A 17,363-nucleotide genomic window follows, 5' to 3' on the forward strand; every position below is an offset into this window, starting at 1 on the left:
TGCCTCCCTTAAAGAAACGAAACGACGAGGAACGCGATCGTTGTCAGTATGTAGGAAATAATCGCGTAAGGAAGCGTTCCCTGCATCTGATAGTACGGCTTGATATCGACTGCTCTGGAAGAAACCATCACTGCATCGCCGCATACATAAGTAGTGCTCCCCGCCGCAGACGCACAGACCAGCGCCGCGCAGGACGGAAGGGGATCAACGCCCAATCCGTTTGCCAGGGGAACAACAATCGCAATAAAGATCATCGCCATATCCCAGAAGCCTCCGCCGAAATAAGAATATACCGCGCAGAATCCGAAAACAAGAGCCGGAAGATAGGCTCCGTTCAGGAATGGCTTCAGTGTTTCCACGACATAGTCCGCCATGCCGGTCGCCGTATTGACCTCTACCAGCGTCATAGTCATCGTAATCAGCGTACAGATCGCGACCATGCTTGTCACGCCTTCATACGCGTTATCCAAAAGTTTCGGAAGCTTTACCTTCCTCTGAATCAGCATCAGAGCCGCGGTTACCGCAATCGCTGCCATACAGCCGAGCATGACATTGATATCGGTCAGCAGCGTAACGGCAACCAGTACGATCAGAGGGATCAGGAAATTCCACGGATGCGCCTTCTTTCCTTCATTTTCCGCAAGGATGGACTCAAAGTCGGGAGCTTGAATCGCCTCTCCCGTGTAGCTTGCTTCCGGAGGGCACACGATCCCCTGTTCCGCCGCGATCCGCGCGTGCTTTTTCGTAACTCCCAGCATCGGAATAACGCCGAAGATAACCAGCAGCACAACGGCCAGAGAAATCCAGGAATAGAACATATACGGAAGCGCCGCGATATAGGCGTCTGCCCCGCTGCCGCCGCGGGTCACGCCGAAATCCTCAAACAGCCCGCTGTAAAAGACCGCCCATGTGGAAATGGGGATCGCGATGCAGACCGGAGCTGCTGTAGAGTTAATGACATATCCAAGAAACGTCCGCGGAATCCGATGGCTGTCGCACACCTTTTTCATGGCTGTCGCAATCGCCATATTGTTCAGGTAGTCATCCACAAAAATCAGCCAGCCCAGAATATAGGTAATCAGCAGCGCCTTTTTCTTTGTGTTCGCGTATTTGCTGAGCCACATGGCGAATTCTGTCACCGAACCGGAGGCGTCCAGCAGCGCAATCAACATACCGAACAGAGCCAGAAGGAGATAGAGATACCCCAGCGTGCCTCCTGAAAAGGCGGCCTGTACTTTCTCCAGCCATACTGCCGCGAACTTCCAGCCGCCCAGAAGGATCGAACCGGTTAAAGTCGCCGCCGTAACGGACAGCAGCATTCTTTTCGTTGTAAAAATCAGAACAAATAATACCAGCATTGGCAATAATGTCAATACACCTAAATCCATTGTTTTCCTCCGTAATTTTCTTCTTACATCTGCCAGATTTCTGTACGGGAAAAAATACTTTTCCCCGGCTTCGCGTCTTTCTGAATGATGCCGTTATCCACAACCGGCACGCCTCCAACCAGCACATAATCAATTCCGTCCGGCTGAGCCATGGGATCTCCCATCCCAGGGAACGTAGCATTGTCCTTTACCCGTTTCAAATCGAAAACGAGGATATCCGCATCCGCGCCTTCTCCGATGAATCCCTTTGTTTCCAGCCCAAAAAACTGCGCCGGCATCCAGGAGGATTTTTTCACGAAATCCATAACCGTCAGGACATCCTGTTCCCGTACCAGTTCCCGCAGGATTTTCGGATAGGTGCCCGCGGTCTGCGGATGTCCGATTCCCGGAGCAAGGTTTGGAAATCCCCCATCTGTGGAAATCATCACATACGGCTGTTTTAAAGCGAGAGCGATCTCATACGGCTTTCCTACAAAGGCCGTTACGCTGGCGTCCGGATCCGTTTCTCTCAGTTCATGAAACGTTTCCTCTGTCAGACGCTGCCCCGCGTATTTTCCGGTTCCCGCCAGAATATCTTCATAGGAGCAGTCATAAATCTGCTGCCAGCCCTCACAAAACACTTCCGAACCGACCGGACAGGCGAAATCACAGTAAGCTCCGCTGTCCACAGCGATCTGGTATCCCTGTCTCCTTGCTTTTTCAATGATTTTCAGAGACTCTTCCATCATTCCCTGACCGCACTGATAAACGTGATGGGATAAAAGAACCCGGACGCCGGTTGTTTCCTGGAGCCGGATAACCTCCCTTGTTGCCTCCAGCGAGTTCCATCCTCCCGCTCTGGAATGAATCGGCATTACCTTGTCATATTTCGCCGCTACCTCTGCCATTGCCACCATTTCTTCCCATGTGGTAACAGGCGCGTATTCCAGTCCCATCGAAAGGCCGACAGCCCCTTGCAGCAGATCCTCCTCCGCCCACCGGGCCATGTTCTGAATCTGCTCCTTCGTAGCCGTATGATAGGGGCTTTCAATCCCCGCTTTTTCCCGCAGAATCCAGGACTGGGGCGTCAGCGCCGCTGTATTGAGGGGGTATCCGGTTTCGTCCAGACCGGTAAGAAACTCCTTCACCGGATAAGGGCCCAGTCCGCAGGAACCGACAATAATCGTCGTAACTCCCATACTTGCCATCACATAGCCGCTGAAAAGCTGTCCGTCCGCATGACTGTGCGGGTCTACAATTCCCGGACATACAATTTTCCCGGACGCGTCGATTTTACGCTTCGCGGAGAGCCGCGCCCTTGTCACTCCTGCGATTTTTCCGTTTAAAATCGCTACATTGCCAATGGTCCGCAGTTCTGTCTTTGGATCGATCACCGTTCCGTTTTCAATCACACAATCATAAACCGTATGAAAAAAATCCTTCTTTTCCTTCAAAAAGTACACCTCCTTCAAGTAAAAACCGCAGGCAGAATTTCCTGCCTGCGGCAAGTCAGATACCTGACTATCATACCATATAGAACGTTTTTTGAAAAGTGATTCTATTTTACTTTTGCCGCGAAATCGGCCATCGCGTCCGCGATTTTCAGCTGCTGCGGGCAGACCGCCTCACAGCTGCCGCATCCGATACACGCGGACGGCCGCTTTTCTTCCGGCATCGCGGACAATGCCATCGGCGCGATAAAGCCCGCGCCCTTCGCCGTGGAACAATGTTCGTTATACAGCTTCAAAAGCCCCGGTATATCCAGTCCCTGCGGGCAATGGCTTACGCAGTAGCTGCAAGCGGTGCATGGAAGTCCGATTCCGCTTATTTTCTCATCCGCGATCTGCATCAGAGCGTTCATTTCTTTCTCATCCAGCGGCCGCTCCTCTTCAAAAGCCGCGATGTTTTCTTTCATCTGCTCAAAGCTAGATGCTCCGGTCAATGTCACATCCACTTCCGGAAGGCTCTGTAAAAAGCGGAAAGCCCATGCCGCCGCGCTTTCCCCGGGTCGCAGCGCGTTCAATCTTTTTTCCTCTTCCGCGGAAAGGGATGCCAGCGAACCGCCCCGCAGCGGCTCCATAACCCATACCGGCAGATTGTATTCCTTTACCAGTTCCACTTTCTCCTTTGCGTCCTGGAACTTCCAGTCCAGATAGTTCAGCTGCAACTGGCAGAATTCCATCTGATCACCGCAGTATTCCAGGAACCGTTTTATTACTTCATAGGATCCGTGGGCGGAAAAGCCCAGATGACGGATTCTCCCCGCTTCTTTCTGCTTCAAGAGATAATCCAGAATCCCGTACTTTTCATTGAGATACGAGTCAATATTCATCTCACAGACATTATGGAACAAATAAAAGTCAAAATACTCGGTCTGGCACTTTTCCAGCTGCTTTTCAAAAATCTCCTCCACTTTATCCATGTTGGAGAGATCGTATCCCGGAAATTTGTCCGCCAGATAGTAACGGTCTCTCGGATATTTTCCAAGGAGCTTTCCAGCAGTGATTTCAGACTGGCCGTTATGATAGCCCCACGCGGTATCAAAATAGTTCACCCCATGCTCAATCGCGTAATCGATCATCTGCGCCGCCTGCTTCTCATCAATCGGCACTTCCCCGGTTCCTTTTACCGGCAGCCTCATCATTCCCATGCCCAGCGCGGACAGTTTTAAATCCTGAAAATCCTTATATATCATGTTACTTCCTCCCTTTCTCTGCTAAACTTATCCTCTTTCACTTTCTATATTATATCTCGTTAAAAAGGAAACAGAAAATACTTAGTTTGAATATTTCTCTATGCTTTTTCCGTATAATGGATTTACAATATTTTACATGTATGTTATAGTAATTATGTAAATTTTATCCAATATTAAACAGAAAGGATCCTGCCCTATGCCGGGAAATTATTACTTGCACAACAAAGAAAGCTCCTATATAATTAAAGGAGAACTTTTAAGGGAAGAAGAAATAACTTATAATACAAACCGTTCTATGAAGGACAGCGTTCTGCGCCTGCTTTTAGATGATGAAGAAATTCTGCTTCAGGTCTTCAACGCGTTGGAAGGGACAACGTACAAAGAAAAAGAATCCGTTCATATCAATACGCTCAAAGGTCCTATTTTCAGCAGACGGAAAAATGATCTTTCCTTTTCTGTCGGACCGTGGTATCTGAGCCTGATCGAACACCAGTCTTCCCTGTGTCCGAATATTCCTCTGCGGATGTTCATTTACCTGGGCCGCATATATGAACAGATTCTGGATATGACAAAAACCTATCGGGTGTCTCTGTATCAAATCCCCCTTCCCCGGCTCTATATGCTGTATAACGGTACGATGGAAGGGAGGTATTCAATATGATGTTTGACGAGATCACTTACGAAGATATCATGCGAATTCGGATTGAGGAAGCGGAGGAACTTGCGACAAAACGTGGCATGGAGCGGGGAATCCAGCAAGGAATCCAAAAAGGCATTCAGGAGGGCATTCAGGAGGGCATTCAAGAGGGAATTCAGCAGGGAGTTCCCCAGGGGATCCGGCAAGCAAGTGAAAGAATTGCTTTAAAAATGAAAGAAAAAGACCTGCCTCTCTCAGAAATCTCAGAGTGTACAGGTCTGAGCGAGGCAGCCATTAAAGCCCTCTAAAAAAGACATCTGCGGATTTTTTAAGGAGCAGGTCTTACGCTCTGTTACCATTTCCCCCGGAAGGAGGCTCCCGCACAAAAGCGGAGCGGATACACTGTACCTGCTCCTTTCCCGCGTCACTTTTTCCTCGCTGAAGTTGGCGTAACAGTAGCGGCATCCCGCGGGACAGGTATGATAAGTTCCTATATCAATGCTTTCACAGCAGCCGCACGCTTCTCTCTGTCCGCGGTCTTTTCCCGCGTTCAGGCCGCAGCCAAGTATTCGTTCGAGCCGTCTTTTGTCAATACAGCTTCCGGCTGGAACCCCTGCCTGGCTCAAATCCAGTTTCTCCGCGCAGCTTTCTATCTTCATTCCATAGCGCGCGGCAATCCCCGCCAGCTTTTCGGCCAGCAGGATACACTCTTCATCCGCAGGTCTTCGGATTCCCATTCCTGCCAGATTGCGTTCCGTCTTAGCATAAAAATCCAGAAAACTGATTACAGCCTGCTCCGTATACCCGGAAAGGGCTGCCGCAATCTGTCCAAAGGTCCGCACATGATACGCAGCGTCATAGGCTCCGCAGAAAAGAATCGGATCATACCTCCAGACCACCCGTTCTTTTCCGATTTTGCCGGCCAGTTTTTGAAAGACGGCAATTCTCCGGCTTCTGTCCGCAAGTCCCGGTTCCAGCTCTTTTCCATAGCCGTTGAGGGTGAACTGAACATAATAGGGAAAGCCTTCCAGTTCATCCAAGCGCGGCAGCAGTGACTCCGGAAATTTGGTCCAGAACACGATACCGTCTATCACATCTCTTGATAAGCAGATACGGCTGATCTGCCGCGGGTTCATTGGATTTCTCACATAGACATATTCCTCTTTCATGCGGTTTAAAAACCAGTCTCCATAGTAGCGGGGAATATCTGTCCTCCTGCTGACGCTGAGTATCATGATAATCTCTCCCTTATTTCAGAGCCGCTCCGTCTGAAAAAGCGTTCCCGACTTTTTCTCCTGTTTTCAGATAGGCACCGTTAACGGGGTCAAAAATAATCGGCTGCAGCTTGTCCGGATCAATATTTCCATCCTTATCCAGAATCCGTTCATCGGCATTGACATTTACGATCTCACCCACCAGACGGCAGGAATCCGGATCATAGCTGAGCAGCCTGCACTCTACCGCCATTGGAAGCTCCTCAATCAGGGGAGCATCTACAAACTCGGACTTCAGCGCATGAAAGCCTGCCTTAGCGAACTTGTCCGGCACATCATTTCCGGATACGATTCCCACATAGTCACAGGCGATTACATGCTCCGCGTCTGCCATGCTCACCGTAAAGGCCTTACGCGCAAGGATATTTTTTACAGTTTTGTGTCCCGGACTGAGGCACATGGAAATCTCCGTTTCCTCACTGATTCCGCCCCAGGCCGCGTTCATGGCGTCCGGCGTTCCATCCTCGCCGTAAGTGGCAATAATAAACACCGGCTGCGGATACGTATACGGTTTTGCTCCAAAATTTTTTCTCATTTTATGATCCTCCTGAAATTTTTTACTATTTGCTTTCCTGATCTTCGATCTGTATATCTGTTTCCACGCCATACTTTTCTTTTATCTTGGAAAGTTCCAGAAAATGTGGCTGCTGGCAGTGTTTCTTCTGAGCTTCTCTGCTGGACCACTGCTCCCAAAGGAACATCTTATCTTCTTCGTCAGCGTAATAGAAAAATTCATATCGTATGCATCCCTCTTCCGCTCTCGATTTTTCCGGTGCTCCGCAGGCCTTCACCTCTCTGTAAAAATTCTCCCGCGTCTCCTTATCCGCACATTTGTAAGTCACATAAAAATTTGTCATATTTTCCCTCCGTGTTCTTTCTATATTAATATGTTATATGGATACTATCACTTTATCGCATTTTTTTCAAGCTCATGGAATTATAAAAACACGTAGAACAGTCGAAACTGCAACTTCCGATACCAGGACAAATTTCTATAAATCCTCTGTACTATTTTCCGGTACGCCTGTTTTACAAACGCCTCATCCTCCTCGCTGGGCGGTTCCGCACCGAAAGCCGCCTGGTTTACGATCCCTACAAGCTTCCGGCTTTCTTCTCGAGAAAGCCCCTGCACTGCCTGCACCAACCTTTCAGCGAAATCAATCTCCTGTCCGGAATATTCCCGCAGGACGCCTGCGGCATGTACCGCTGTTATCAGCTTCGAAAAGCATCTACGGCAATCCGCTTTTTTCATCCGCCGCAGTTTTACCTGTCTCCTTACCAGAATACCTGCCGCGATAAAAAACAAAACTCCTGCGGCGATCCAACCGGCAGAAAAGGAAAACCAATCTTCTTCTTTTGCGAGGCCCTGTTCTTCTGGATCGCTTTCTGATAGGCATTCTGAAGCTGCCGCTGCCACCGGGCATATTCTCCCATTTCACGGGACGCGCTCTGCCAATTGAGATTCATCTCCTGCTGCTCATAATATCGATACCGATAGGCGCTTTTTCCAAAATAGCCCCGGTTCCAGACACTGTAATAAGGATTGTAGTAAACGCTGTAATCTCTGGTAAGATAACGAAATGTCAGATTCCTTCCCTCTTCAGAAGCCTCCGGGTTGGTACTGCTGTTCATAAAAAAATACATGGAGTCCAACATCGTACCTACCGTTCCTCTCCAGTCCCCCCATCCGAGAATTTGTGACGTCTGTTCTAAAACGTCTTCTTCTCCTGCCGGCATCCATTGTCCGTTTTCATACTCTCCGCCTTCAAACCCTTTTAAATACTGCTCCTCTCCTATCAACACAAAAGCGGCTGCCAGGGTAAAAGCCACCGCGATAAAAGCCAAAGCAGTTATCCGAAGGTGCGTTTCCGCCCTGCCGGTACCCTTTGATTCGGTTACCCTTCTTTTTTTCCACTTCCTCCCTTGTATGGACAAAAAGAAAATCTGGAAAAATAGCAGCAGAATCACACTTCCTGCTCCCGGCTGAATCTGAACCAGAGGGCCTGCCAAAAGCAGAAGAGTTGTGAACAGATATAGAAAGCCGTGGCTCCTCCATCGAAATTCCAGAACAAAAATTAGAAATACAGCCATCAGCTGAACCATCCCTGGAAGCAGCGTATCCTGAAAAAGAAAGAGGATAAGCAGCCAGCTCGCTCCGAAGATCCAATCAAACCAGAAGCCCACTCTGACAGAAAAACAGTGAATCCACCAGAGGAAAATACAGAAAGCCGCTACAGCCAAGTCGATTAGCAGAACAGGATAGGAAAGTCCTTGGCCGGACTGAAGAAGGAAAAGAATCCCGCAGACGCCGGCGGCAAAACCTGCCAGTTCTAACATATGGTCTTCCTTCGTTTTTTCCACTTTTGCTCCATTGATTACAATTTTTTTCTCTCCACTCCCATTCTATCCCCTCTTCATCATACAGCGTTAAATCGTAGTCCAGATAGAACTGCGGCGCCATGCTCATTTCCTGCATCTGCCGATCGGTACAGCGGAGGAACGGCTCCTTCCCGCTTTCATACAAAAGCCGCATCATTTCCGCAAGCTCACTTTCTTCTGAAACTGCTGTCCGCCGCGCTTCCTGCGGCTCTGTACAATTCCACAAAACCTCTAGTGTATCTGCGGCACTCAGGACCCTTTTGGCCAGTGCCCACAGCGCCCTGTAGAAAGCATCCATTCCCTCTTCCGAAACCTCTATCTTCCTTCGATTGGTCAGAAAAAGAAAACAGGATTTCCCTTCCTCTGTCTCATACTCTCTGACCAACAGTGTTTCCATACGCGCGCTCTGGTTCCAGTGGATATGCCGCATCGAGTCTCCCGTCGCATAATCGCGGATCTGCCAGCTCTCTGCCAGATTCGAATTTCCTCCCAGAGAAACAAATAGATTCTCATGCTCCGTCACGCTCTGATGGAAATCACACTCCCCATCAGCCGCCGGATCGGAGGGAAGCGCCGCTACTTTCATTACCTCCTTACACTTTTTTCTTCTGCGGAAAAGCTGAATTGGATCATAAATCCAGATTTTTCTCATTTCCACTGTATACAGACCACAGTAAGGAAAACGGATATACAGAAAAGACTCATCCTCTTGATTGCAGTCCGCGCTGCTTTGGAAAAATACTTTCTCCGACGAAAAAGGGCTGTAAATCTGGAAAGAAACCTTAAATCGGGATGGAATTCTACTTTGGTTTTCCGCGCGAAGATTGCACCGATAGGTCTGCCCCGTCCGGACAGTATCATATTTTTTGCCAAACCTTATTTGCAGCCCCTTCTTCAAATACCAGGAAACCACAAACATCAATACCGACAGAACCACTTCCGCTATACAGGCGATCATTAAGGGAACCGATCGGTAACTTCCCGCTACATAATAAGTAAGCAGCAAAAATAGGAAAAAGAATACCCGGTTCATTTTTGTCACTTCCCCATGGGTGGCTTTTCTACAGACTTTAAGATTTCTTCCCCAATCTCATCTCGCCCTTTGCGCTCCATCCTTGCTGCCGTATTGAGAGCAATCCGGTGTCCAATCACATACCGATATTGTTCAGTTACATCCGCTGGTATCACAAAATCACGTCCTTTCAGCCATGCGTCGGCTTTCGCGGTTTTTACCAGCGCAATCGTCGCCCTGGGACTGGCGCCCCGCTCCAAATACGGATGATCTCTTGTTTTTGTCACAAGTTCCAGCAGGTATCGATAAATCGCCTCACTGACGAAGACACGGCCAACGTCTCTCTGCATCTCCATAAGTAAAGTTTCATCCGCCGCGGGGCCAAGGTTTGAAATTGACTGCCTCTGTTCGATGGATTTTGCCATCAAAAGCTCACTTTCAAAATCCGGATATCCCAGACTCATGGACACCATAAATCGATCCACCTGGGCTTCCGGCAGATAATTGGTTCCCGCGCCTCCATAAGGATTCTGCGTGGCGATCACAAAAAAAGGGCTGGGCAAAGCTCTTGTAATCCCTTCAACGGAGACCGTTCTCTCTTCCATAGCCTCCAGAAGCGCGGACTGGGTTTTCGGCGAAGCGCGATTTAGTTCATCTGCCAGCAGCAGGTTGCAGAACAAGCTCCCCTTCTGATACACAAACTCCCCTTTTTCTCTTTGATAAATCGAAAACCCTGTTAAATCTGACGGCATCACATCGGGCGTGAACTGAACACGCCTGCATTCAAGCCCCATACTTTTGGAAAAAGCAACGGCCATGGTAGTTTTTCCTACTCCCGGCATGTCTTCCAACAGAACATGTCCACCTGCCAGAATCGCGATCATTACTTCCCGGACTTCCGGTTTCTTTCCCAGCACATATCGGTTCACCTGCTCAATAACTTCCTGCGCCTTATTCCGCAGATCTTTCACTTCTCGCTCCCCCCTTTTGAAGTATACTGGATAAAAGAATTATACCCCTTAAAGTTGACTTCAGGTCAACCTCCCTTTCTTGTAGTTTTCATGTAGGTTTCATGTATCCCTTTCTGCCTGAATCGAAAAAACGGACCCCCTCCGGGCTGGTTGCCGTTTCATGGGGTTCCGTTTTAAGTCTATTATAATAATTCTTTTCTGGAAAGATTGATTCGATTCTGGCTGTCGATCTCTGTGACCTTCACTCTCACCTTATCGCCTACATTCATCTCGTCCTCCACCTTTTCCACCCTGTGTTTCGCCATCTTGGAAATATGAAGGAGTCCTTCTTTACCTGGAAGTATCTCAATAAAGGCGCCAAAATTCATCAGCCTGGTTACGGTACCTTCATAAATTTCTCCAACTTCCACATCCTTTGTCAGAAGCTCGATTTCATGGAGAGCCGCATGAGCGCTATCCATATCCGGAGCCGCAATATATACAAGACCGTCATCATCAATATCAATCTTAACGCCGGTGTCCGCGATGATCTTATTAATGGTCTTTCCTCCCGGTCCAATGACAGTCCGAATCTTTTCCGGATCAATCTGCATGGAAATAATCCTCGGCGCGTAAGGCGAAAGCTCTTTTCTCGGTTCAGGAAGCTCGTCCAGCATTTCTTTCATAATGTGCATTCTTCCTTCATATGCCTGTGCCAAAGCATCCTGAAGCACTTTTTTGGAAAGGCCATGCACCTTGATGTCCATCTGAATCGCCGTAACGCCTTTCGCCGTTCCCGCAACCTTAAAGTCCATGTCCCCAAGGAAGTCTTCCATTCCCTGGATATCAGAGAGAATTGCCATCTTGCTGGTTCCATCCTCTTCCACACGCTCGATCAGCCCCATAGCGATCCCCGCTACCGGCGCGGAAATTGGAACGCCCGCGTCCATCAATGCCAGGCAGCTTCCGCAGACCGATGCCTGAGAAGTAGAACCGTTGGAAGAAAGAACTTCCGATACGACCCGAATCGCGTATGGGAAATCCTCTACGCTTGGAAGTACCGGCAGCAGCGCTCGTTCCGCCAAAGCTCCGTGTCCGATTTCTCTTCTTCCCGGGCTTCTCAAAGGTCTCGCTTCTCCTACCGAGTAAGGCGGGAAATTATAGTGGTGCATATATCTTTTTTCCGTCTGTTCGGTAATGCCATCAATGGTCTGCGCGTCCCCCATCGCTCCCAGGGTAGCAATCGACATAACCTGAGTCTGTCCTCTTTTAAACAGCCCGGAACCGTGTGTTCTCGGCAGAACACTTGTATCCACCCAGATAGGCCGGATTTCATCCAGTTTTCGGTTATCAGGACGTATCCCCTCATCCAGAATCATGCTCCGCACCTGTTCTTTTGTGATATTATAAAGAACACTGTCCACATCTTTTCCGTTTTCCGGATAGATTTCTTCAAAATGTTCCTTGGTTTCCGCTTCAACCGCATCCATATTATCCAGACGTTCCATCTTGTCGTAAGTCTGGATCGCGGTCCGCATCTTACCTTCCGCGTAATCTCTGACTGCGGCGTCGATTTCTTCCGGAACTTTGTAGAATTCAATTTCCTTTTTCGGCTTGCCGATTTCAGCCACAATATCCTCAATAAAGGACACGAGCTTTTTAATTTCCTCATGAGCAAACATGATAGCGTCCAGTATATCCTCTTCCGGAACTTCATTGGCACCGGCTTCTACCATCATGATTGCTTCCTTTGTACCGGAAACTACAAGATGCATATCGCTGGCTTCCCTCTGCTCCAGACTGGGATTTACAATAAACTGGCCATCCACTCTTCCGATCAGAACCGAACCTGTGGGGCCATCCCATGGAATATCCGAAATCGCAAGGGCGACCGAAGATCCGATCATAGCCGCGATCTCCGACGGCGCGTCATTATCAATACACATAACGGTAGCGATTACCTGTACATCATTATAAAATCCCTTTGGAAACAGCGGTCTCAGCGGTCTGTCCATCAGTCTTGAATTCAGGATCGCCTTTTCGCTGGGCCTTCCTTCCCTTTTAATAAATCCCCCTGGAATCTTCCCTGCCGCATACATCTTTTCCTCGTAGTCGCAGCTGAGCGGGAAAAAATCAATATCCGGTCTCGGTTCCTTGGACATTACGGCGGTTACATTCACGACTGTATCCCCGTATTTTACCATCACCTGGCCGTTAGCCATCTCGCAGACCTTGCCGATCTCCAGCTCCAAAAGCTTGCCTCCGAGAGCCGTTTTAAATGTCCTGTAATCTGTGAATTTCATTAACAACTACCTCCTGTTAATCTTCTCCTCATTATCTTCAATTATACAAAAAAATCAAGCGGGAGCAGTTTCCCCCGCTTGCATTTCTTTTTCTGATTATTTTCTTAATCCTAAACGGGAAATCAGGCTTCTGTATCTCTCCAGATCCTTTTCCTTCAGGTAATTAAGCAGATTTCTTCTCTGACCAACCATCTTTAACAATCCTCTTCTGGAATGATGGTCTTTTTTGTGAACCTTTAAATGTTCATTCAGATCATTAATGCGATAAGTCAGAATCGCGACCTGTACTTCCGGGGAACCGGTATCCCCTTCTTTTAACTGATATTCTTTAATAATTTCCGCTTTTTTTTCCTGAGTAATCATAATTCCTTCTCCTTTTCTTTATCCACCTTTAGCCGCGCCTCCGCCGGAGCGTCGAAAAACTCAGCAAAAGGTAATTTTCCTAACGATTTATATTACCATATGCACGAAACCATTGCAAGTGGTTTTATCGAATCCGCTTTGAATAGCTCCTGAGATACTTTCTGCGCATTCGCGCGCAGTAACGCCTTTTAATCGGCCTTCCTTCCACTGCCCGGGCCGCGAAAAAAGCCATGGCGTTCTTTTCCGTAATTTTGGACAGCGCCAGCGCATCTTCTTTCGTATCCGCGGTCACAAGCGCTCCGATACCTCGTACAATAACCGAATGCCCTCTTCGTACCGCATGCTCCGCAGCCCCTTGGTCTTGAGGAAGGACATCCATTTTAAGCCCCGCGAGCTGGGCAAAGTCATCCAAATAAGGTCTCATCACTTTATTTTTCTCCGCAAAATCCAATAGGATCTGACTGCGGTTCCAAATGATATGTTTTCCCACTTCCCGAATATCCCCTTTATTTCTGCTGAGAATCCCAGGATTCAGCTTTTTCAGATAGGCTTCGCAAGCTTCCTCCAGACTGCAGGCAGCCGCGAGAGCCTCTTCATAGTCCCTTCCATAGCACACTGCCCCGTGATTTCTAAGAATTACAACATTTCCTTCCGAAATGGACAGGGCCTTCTTTACATTGGAACAAAGTCTGTCTGTTCCGGAAAGTCCGTAGTCCGCGCAGATTAAGGTTTTCCCGATTCCCGGATACGATCCCGGCATACGAACAAAGGATTTTCCCATGGCCGAAACAGCCGAAGCGTTATCCTGATGGGTATGGATCACAAACCTTGCGTCTGTTTTCATCCTATAAATCTCCCTATGGATTTTTTTCTCCGATGACGGAAGAAACCTGCCCTCATAGCTCAGATCCGAAAGACGAACCCGAACGACTTCCTCCTCCGTAAGGGTCTGATAATCCCTGCCGCTGGCTGTAATAAAAAAGGTTTCGTCATCCGCCCTGCAGCTGACATTTCCCCAGGTTCTGGTAATCAGTCCTCTCCTGACCAGTTCTTTCCCCGCCAGAATCACCTGCCTCTTTACTTCTCTCTCGTCCATGTTCCATCCCCTTCCCGCATTCTAATAGGTCCCCGCAATCCGCCTATGGAAAGAACGGGCCGTAATGCAGTCGTCTGTAATCTGCCTGGAAAGCGCTTCCACACTTTCAAACTTTTGCTCATCCCGAGTTTTCTGAAGGAACTCAACCCGTATCATTTTCCCGTAAAGTTCTTTATCAAAATTAAAAATATGCGTTTCCACATTTTTATGATAAGTTCCGATGGTTGGCTTTACCCCTACATTGGTAATGCTCGGATAGCGCACCCCGTTATAGACGCAGTAAGTCACATAAACGCCATTCGGCGGGGTCACCATTGTTTCATCGATCATAATATTGGAGGTCGGAAATCCTATGGTACGTCCCAGCTTATTTCCAACCACCACTTCTCCGCCGATGGAGTAGAGCCTTCCCATATACTTCATACACTGATCTACCTGACCGTTTTGAATCAGCTTTCGTATAAACGTACTGCTTACCAGATTGCCGTCGATTTCAAAGGGCTCCTGAATGTGAATTCCGAATCCCCTTTTCATTCCTTCTTTCATTAGAGTCTCTGCCGTACCGCTGGCTTTGTAGCCAAAATGATAATTAAACCCACAGTAGGCCTGACGCATGTGGAATTTTTCAAGCAGCAAGTGTTCGATAAAGTCAATGGGATCCATCGTCAGAATGGATTCGTCAAAGGGGATGTTAAACATATAATCGACGCCCAGCTTTTCGATAATCGATGCTTTTTCTTCCGGATAAAGAATATTTTTAACCACTGTCTTTCCCGCCATCAGATTCTTTGGATGGTTGGAAAAAGTAAACACCGCGCTTTTCAGGCCCGCGGCCTCGGCACTTTTCACAGTACGCAGAATAATCTGTTGGTGCCCCTTATGGACGCCGTCGAAATTTCCCAGTGCGACAACTGTTTCCTCTATATTGTCAATTTCCTCTAATGTGTTAAAAATTTTCATTTTCTATCCTCTGTAAAACACCTTATCGGCTGCAAAAGTCTTATATTTCGCGTTGTAAAAGGCAACTCCCAGAAAACGCTCTTCCCTTCCATCCCGCAAATACATATTATACGCTCTGCGCAGCTGCGGCCGCACAGATATATGGGGCTCCTGACTCTCAAAAATAGGCTTTTTCTCTACCACCGTCTCTTGTGGAACAATATGGCCTCCATTGCAAAAAATTTGAGCCTGCTTTTTATTCAATACCGCTTTTCCAAAATGAACCAGGGGATAATCAATGGCAAGCAACAGCTTTTCTACTTCCTCACGGTCCATTTCTCGAATATCTCGAATATCGACCGCCTGTTCAATCGAAAAAACGCCGCTTGAAAGCCTCCGCAGCCCGCTCATAACCGCGCCGCACCCCAGCAATCTTCCTACGTCCCTACAGATGCTTCTTATGTAAGTTCCCTTTGAACAAGTAACCTGCCAAATAATTTTACGATTTTCCAGATCCATTTTGAGAATTTTCAGTTCCTGTATGAAAATGTCTCTTGGTTTAATCTCAACCTCTTCCCCTGCCCTGGCGTACTGGTAAAGTTTTTTTCCATCCACTTTTAACGCCGAAAATTTAGGTGGTATTTGAGAGACTCTTCCGGAAAAAGACGCAAACGCCTGTCGAACCTGTTCTTCGTTAACACAAACGGCCTCCGCCCGGGAAGTAACTTCCCCCCATATATCCAGAGTATCCGATTCCAGACCAAGCTCCATTTCACACTCGTAAGTTTTGAAATCCAGATCCAGATACTCCATAATACGGGTTGCCGAGCCGACACAGACAGGCAAAACTCCTGTCGCCATCGGATCGAGCGTGCCGGTATGTCCTACCTTTTTTATCCCCAACACCTTCCGCATCACTGCCACACAGTCGTGGGACGTCCAGTCCGCCGGCTTATTTACATTGATAATTCCTGCTGTCATAGCCTAATCCTTTATCTTAAGGCTTTCTTCGATTGCCTCTTTCACGCTTTCGCACGCCTCCTGCAGATTTGTGTAAAGGGTACATCCCGCCGCCTTCACATGGCCGCCTCCACCGAATTTCGCCGCGATCTCCGCTACATTTCCCGTAGTTTTAGCCCGCATGCTCACTTTAATCCGCCCGCCATCCTGTTCTTTTACAAAAGCGCCGATCTCCACTCCTTTAACGTTTCTCACCGTTTCCACCACGCCTTCTGTTTCCGACAATTCCGCTCCCACCTGCCGGAGCATTTCCTGGCTAACATAAGCAATGGCGGCTTTCCCGCCTCCAAACAGTTCCAGTGTATCCAAAATCCGATTTGTAATGCGAATTTTTTCCAGTCGGGTATTCTGATACAGCTGAACCGCTACTTTGGCGTGATCAATTCCCGCGTCGTACAGATCCGCTGTAATCAGATGACTTTCCTTAGTAGCGTTAGAATACTGGAAGTTGCCGGTATCCGTGCTGATTCCGGTAAAAATAGCCTCACCGATTTCCTTATCAATCGGGATTCCCATAGCCTTAATCACCTTATAAACCAACTCTGCTGTAGCTGCGATACTCCCATCAATAAAATTATAGTCGGCAAAGGGCGTCGAAGTTGTATGATGATCCAAACAGATCGTTATTTTTCCCTGAAAAAACTTTTTTTCCCGCTTTGGGAACCGAACTACCTCCCCACAGTCTACACACATGCAAACGTCCGGCTGATGGATTGCTTCCGAATCCATGGTACAATACCCTTGATCCAGAAAACTCAGATATTCAGGCACCTCATCCTCTGTAAGGATGACTGCCTCTTTTCCCGCGCAGCGCAACGCTTTGCACAGCGCGGCGCAGGATCCGAGAGCATCTCCATCCATCTGAATATGGGGAAACAGAATAACGGATCTGGCGGCCATGAGCTGCTTTGCGATCTCTTCGATTGAATGATTCTGCTTCATATTTTTCCTCTTATTTATCTAAATTCTGGATGATTTCATCAATATGCCTTCCATAGTCCATAGATTTATCAATTTTAAAAATCAGATCCGGAACATGGCGCAGTTTGATCTTCTTTCCGATCTCTCTGCGGATCAGCCCTTTCGCGCTGCGCAGCGCCTCCAACACATCTTCCTGTTCTTTCTCCCTTTCCTCATGTTTCGGATCCAGCCCCAGGACCGTCACATAGGCTGTAGCGTAACTGCCGTCGGCTGTAACTTCGACAGCAGTTATGCTTACCATTCCCATCGCCAATCTCGGATCCTTCAGCTCCCTTAGAATCAGCTCACTGATGATTTTCCGTATTTCCTCACCCAGACGCTCTGGTCTGTGTCCTCTTCCCATTGTC

General features: G+C 48.1%; 19 protein-coding genes. 2 read left to right on the forward strand and 17 right to left on the reverse strand.

What is annotated here, in order from left to right; all coding sequences use genetic code 11:
• Positions 1 to 8: 8 nt before the first annotated feature.
• The 3 genes from H9L42_RS11515 to H9L42_RS11525 form a co-directional block, all read right to left on the reverse strand.
• Positions 9 to 1,388 (reverse strand): Na+/H+ antiporter NhaC family protein, encoded by a 1,380-nt coding sequence (locus H9L42_RS11515; RefSeq protein WP_187303547.1) that lies wholly within the window; start codon positions 1,386 to 1,388, stop codon positions 9 to 11.
• A gap of 23 nt (positions 1,389 to 1,411) precedes the next feature.
• A complete protein-coding gene (locus H9L42_RS11520) occupies positions 1,412 to 2,821 on the reverse strand; it encodes an N-acyl-D-amino-acid deacylase family protein (protein ID WP_187303548.1) in 1,410 nt (469 codons plus the stop codon).
• Positions 2,822 to 2,925: 104 nt separating this feature from the next.
• The gene (locus H9L42_RS11525; RefSeq protein ID WP_187303549.1) at positions 2,926 to 4,062 is read right to left on the reverse strand and encodes an aldo/keto reductase; all 1,137 of its coding nucleotides are present in this window, start codon (positions 4,060 to 4,062) and stop codon (positions 2,926 to 2,928) included.
• 196 nt (positions 4,063 to 4,258) lie between these two features.
• Between H9L42_RS11525 and H9L42_RS11530 the strand changes: the two genes are divergently transcribed.
• Together H9L42_RS11530 and H9L42_RS11535 are read left to right on the forward strand one after the other, a co-directional pair.
• Positions 4,259 to 4,723, forward strand: coding sequence for a hypothetical protein (locus H9L42_RS11530; protein WP_187303550.1), 465 nt, complete (start codon positions 4,259 to 4,261; stop codon positions 4,721 to 4,723).
• Positions 4,720 to 5,007, forward strand: coding sequence for a hypothetical protein (locus H9L42_RS11535; RefSeq protein WP_187303551.1), 288 nt, complete (start codon positions 4,720 to 4,722; stop codon positions 5,005 to 5,007). The genes H9L42_RS11530 and H9L42_RS11535 overlap by 4 nt, the downstream gene beginning before the upstream one ends.
• Here H9L42_RS11535 and H9L42_RS11540 read toward each other — a convergent pair.
• From H9L42_RS11540 to rbfA, 14 genes are all read right to left on the reverse strand, one after another.
• A complete protein-coding gene (locus H9L42_RS11540) occupies positions 4,963 to 5,934 on the reverse strand; it encodes a DUF1848 domain-containing protein (protein WP_187303552.1) in 972 nt (323 codons plus the stop codon). The two genes, H9L42_RS11535 and H9L42_RS11540, sit on opposite strands and share 45 nt — an antisense overlap.
• Before the next feature lie 13 nt (positions 5,935 to 5,947).
• A complete protein-coding gene (locus H9L42_RS11545; protein WP_187303553.1) occupies positions 5,948 to 6,508 on the reverse strand; it encodes a flavin reductase family protein in 561 nt (186 codons plus the stop codon).
• Positions 6,509 to 6,533: 25 nt separating this feature from the next.
• Positions 6,534 to 6,830 (reverse strand): putative quinol monooxygenase, encoded by a 297-nt coding sequence (locus H9L42_RS11550; protein ID WP_187303554.1) that lies wholly within the window; start codon positions 6,828 to 6,830, stop codon positions 6,534 to 6,536.
• A gap of 80 nt (positions 6,831 to 6,910) precedes the next feature.
• On the reverse strand, positions 6,911 to 7,279 hold the full coding sequence (locus tag H9L42_RS11555; RefSeq protein WP_187303555.1) for a hypothetical protein: 369 nt from the start codon (positions 7,277 to 7,279) through the stop codon (positions 6,911 to 6,913).
• Complete coding sequence (locus tag H9L42_RS17040; protein WP_243235760.1) at positions 7,249 to 8,064, reverse strand: hypothetical protein; 816 nt, start codon at positions 8,062 to 8,064, stop codon at positions 7,249 to 7,251. Before H9L42_RS17040 ends, H9L42_RS11555 begins: the two co-directional genes overlap by 31 nt.
• Positions 8,065 to 8,140: 76 nt before the next feature.
• Entirely contained in the window at positions 8,141 to 9,385 is a 1,245-nt protein-coding gene (locus H9L42_RS11560) for a DUF58 domain-containing protein (RefSeq protein WP_187303556.1), read from the reverse strand.
• Between the two features lie 5 nt (positions 9,386 to 9,390).
• Positions 9,391 to 10,335, reverse strand: coding sequence for an AAA family ATPase (locus H9L42_RS11565; RefSeq protein WP_346726314.1), 945 nt, complete (start codon positions 10,333 to 10,335; stop codon positions 9,391 to 9,393).
• A gap of 182 nt (positions 10,336 to 10,517) precedes the next feature.
• Positions 10,518 to 12,617, reverse strand: a complete 2,100-nt coding sequence (locus tag H9L42_RS11570; RefSeq protein ID WP_187303557.1) for a polyribonucleotide nucleotidyltransferase — start codon at positions 12,615 to 12,617, stop codon at positions 10,518 to 10,520.
• A 96-nt stretch (positions 12,618 to 12,713) separates the two neighbouring features.
• Positions 12,714 to 12,980 carry a 30S ribosomal protein S15 gene (rpsO, locus tag H9L42_RS11575; RefSeq protein ID WP_207734970.1) on the reverse strand — a complete coding sequence of 89 codons (267 nt, stop codon included), beginning with the start codon at positions 12,978 to 12,980 and terminating at the stop codon, positions 12,714 to 12,716.
• A 124-nt stretch (positions 12,981 to 13,104) separates the two neighbouring features.
• A complete protein-coding gene (locus H9L42_RS11580) occupies positions 13,105 to 14,076 on the reverse strand; it encodes a class II aldolase/adducin family protein (protein ID WP_187303558.1) in 972 nt (323 codons plus the stop codon).
• 21 nt (positions 14,077 to 14,097) lie between these two features.
• The gene (locus H9L42_RS11585) at positions 14,098 to 15,036 is read right to left on the reverse strand and encodes a bifunctional riboflavin kinase/FAD synthetase (protein ID WP_187303559.1); all 939 of its coding nucleotides are present in this window, start codon (positions 15,034 to 15,036) and stop codon (positions 14,098 to 14,100) included.
• A gap of 3 nt (positions 15,037 to 15,039) precedes the next feature.
• Entirely contained in the window at positions 15,040 to 15,996 is a 957-nt protein-coding gene (gene truB / locus H9L42_RS11590; protein WP_187303560.1) for a tRNA pseudouridine(55) synthase TruB, read from the reverse strand.
• Between the two features lie 3 nt (positions 15,997 to 15,999).
• Entirely contained in the window at positions 16,000 to 16,977 is a 978-nt protein-coding gene (locus tag H9L42_RS11595) for a DHH family phosphoesterase (protein ID WP_187303561.1), read from the reverse strand.
• Positions 16,978 to 16,987: 10 nt separating this feature from the next.
• On the reverse strand, positions 16,988 to 17,359 hold the full coding sequence (gene rbfA, locus H9L42_RS11600) for a 30S ribosome-binding factor RbfA (RefSeq protein ID WP_187303562.1): 372 nt from the start codon (positions 17,357 to 17,359) through the stop codon (positions 16,988 to 16,990).
• Positions 17,360 to 17,363 lie beyond the last annotated feature (4 nt).

This window comes from Zhenpiania hominis, from assembly GCF_014333425.1.
Lineage (GTDB): Bacteria > Bacillota > Clostridia > Peptostreptococcales > Anaerovoracaceae > Hominibacterium > Hominibacterium hominis.

Excerpts from the sequence above, each read along its gene's own strand:
- H9L42_RS11515 (WP_187303547.1), bottom strand. The coding sequence starts at position 1,388 with ATGGATTTAGGTGTATTGACATTATTGCCAATGCTGGTATTATTTGTT.
- H9L42_RS11525 (WP_187303549.1), bottom strand. The coding sequence starts at position 4,062 with ATGATATATAAGGATTTTCAGGATTTAAAACTGTCCGCGCTGGGCATG.
- H9L42_RS11530 (WP_187303550.1), top strand. The coding sequence starts at position 4,259 with ATGCCGGGAAATTATTACTTGCACAACAAAGAAAGCTCCTATATAATT.
- H9L42_RS11535 (WP_187303551.1), top strand. The coding sequence starts at position 4,720 with ATGATGTTTGACGAGATCACTTACGAAGATATCATGCGAATTCGGATT.
- H9L42_RS11540 (WP_187303552.1), bottom strand. The coding sequence starts at position 5,934 with ATGATACTCAGCGTCAGCAGGAGGACAGATATTCCCCGCTACTATGGA.
- H9L42_RS11545 (WP_187303553.1), bottom strand. The coding sequence starts at position 6,508 with ATGAGAAAAAATTTTGGAGCAAAACCGTATACGTATCCGCAGCCGGTG.
- H9L42_RS11550 (WP_187303554.1), bottom strand. The coding sequence starts at position 6,830 with ATGACAAATTTTTATGTGACTTACAAATGTGCGGATAAGGAGACGCGG.
- H9L42_RS17040 (WP_243235760.1), bottom strand. The coding sequence starts at position 8,064 with ATGGCTGTATTTCTAATTTTTGTTCTGGAATTTCGATGGAGGAGCCAC.
- H9L42_RS11560 (WP_187303556.1), bottom strand. The coding sequence starts at position 9,385 with ATGAACCGGGTATTCTTTTTCCTATTTTTGCTGCTTACTTATTATGTA.
- H9L42_RS11570 (WP_187303557.1), bottom strand. The coding sequence starts at position 12,617 with ATGAAATTCACAGATTACAGGACATTTAAAACGGCTCTCGGAGGCAAG.
- rpsO (WP_207734970.1), bottom strand. The coding sequence starts at position 12,980 with ATGATTACTCAGGAAAAAAAAGCGGAAATTATTAAAGAATATCAGTTA.
- H9L42_RS11580 (WP_187303558.1), bottom strand. The coding sequence starts at position 14,076 with ATGGACGAGAGAGAAGTAAAGAGGCAGGTGATTCTGGCGGGGAAAGAA.
- H9L42_RS11585 (WP_187303559.1), bottom strand. The coding sequence starts at position 15,036 with ATGAAAATTTTTAACACATTAGAGGAAATTGACAATATAGAGGAAACA.
- truB (WP_187303560.1), bottom strand. The coding sequence starts at position 15,996 with ATGACAGCAGGAATTATCAATGTAAATAAGCCGGCGGACTGGACGTCC.
- H9L42_RS11595 (WP_187303561.1), bottom strand. The coding sequence starts at position 16,977 with ATGAAGCAGAATCATTCAATCGAAGAGATCGCAAAGCAGCTCATGGCC.
- rbfA (WP_187303562.1), bottom strand. The coding sequence starts at position 17,359 with ATGGGAAGAGGACACAGACCAGAGCGTCTGGGTGAGGAAATACGGAAA.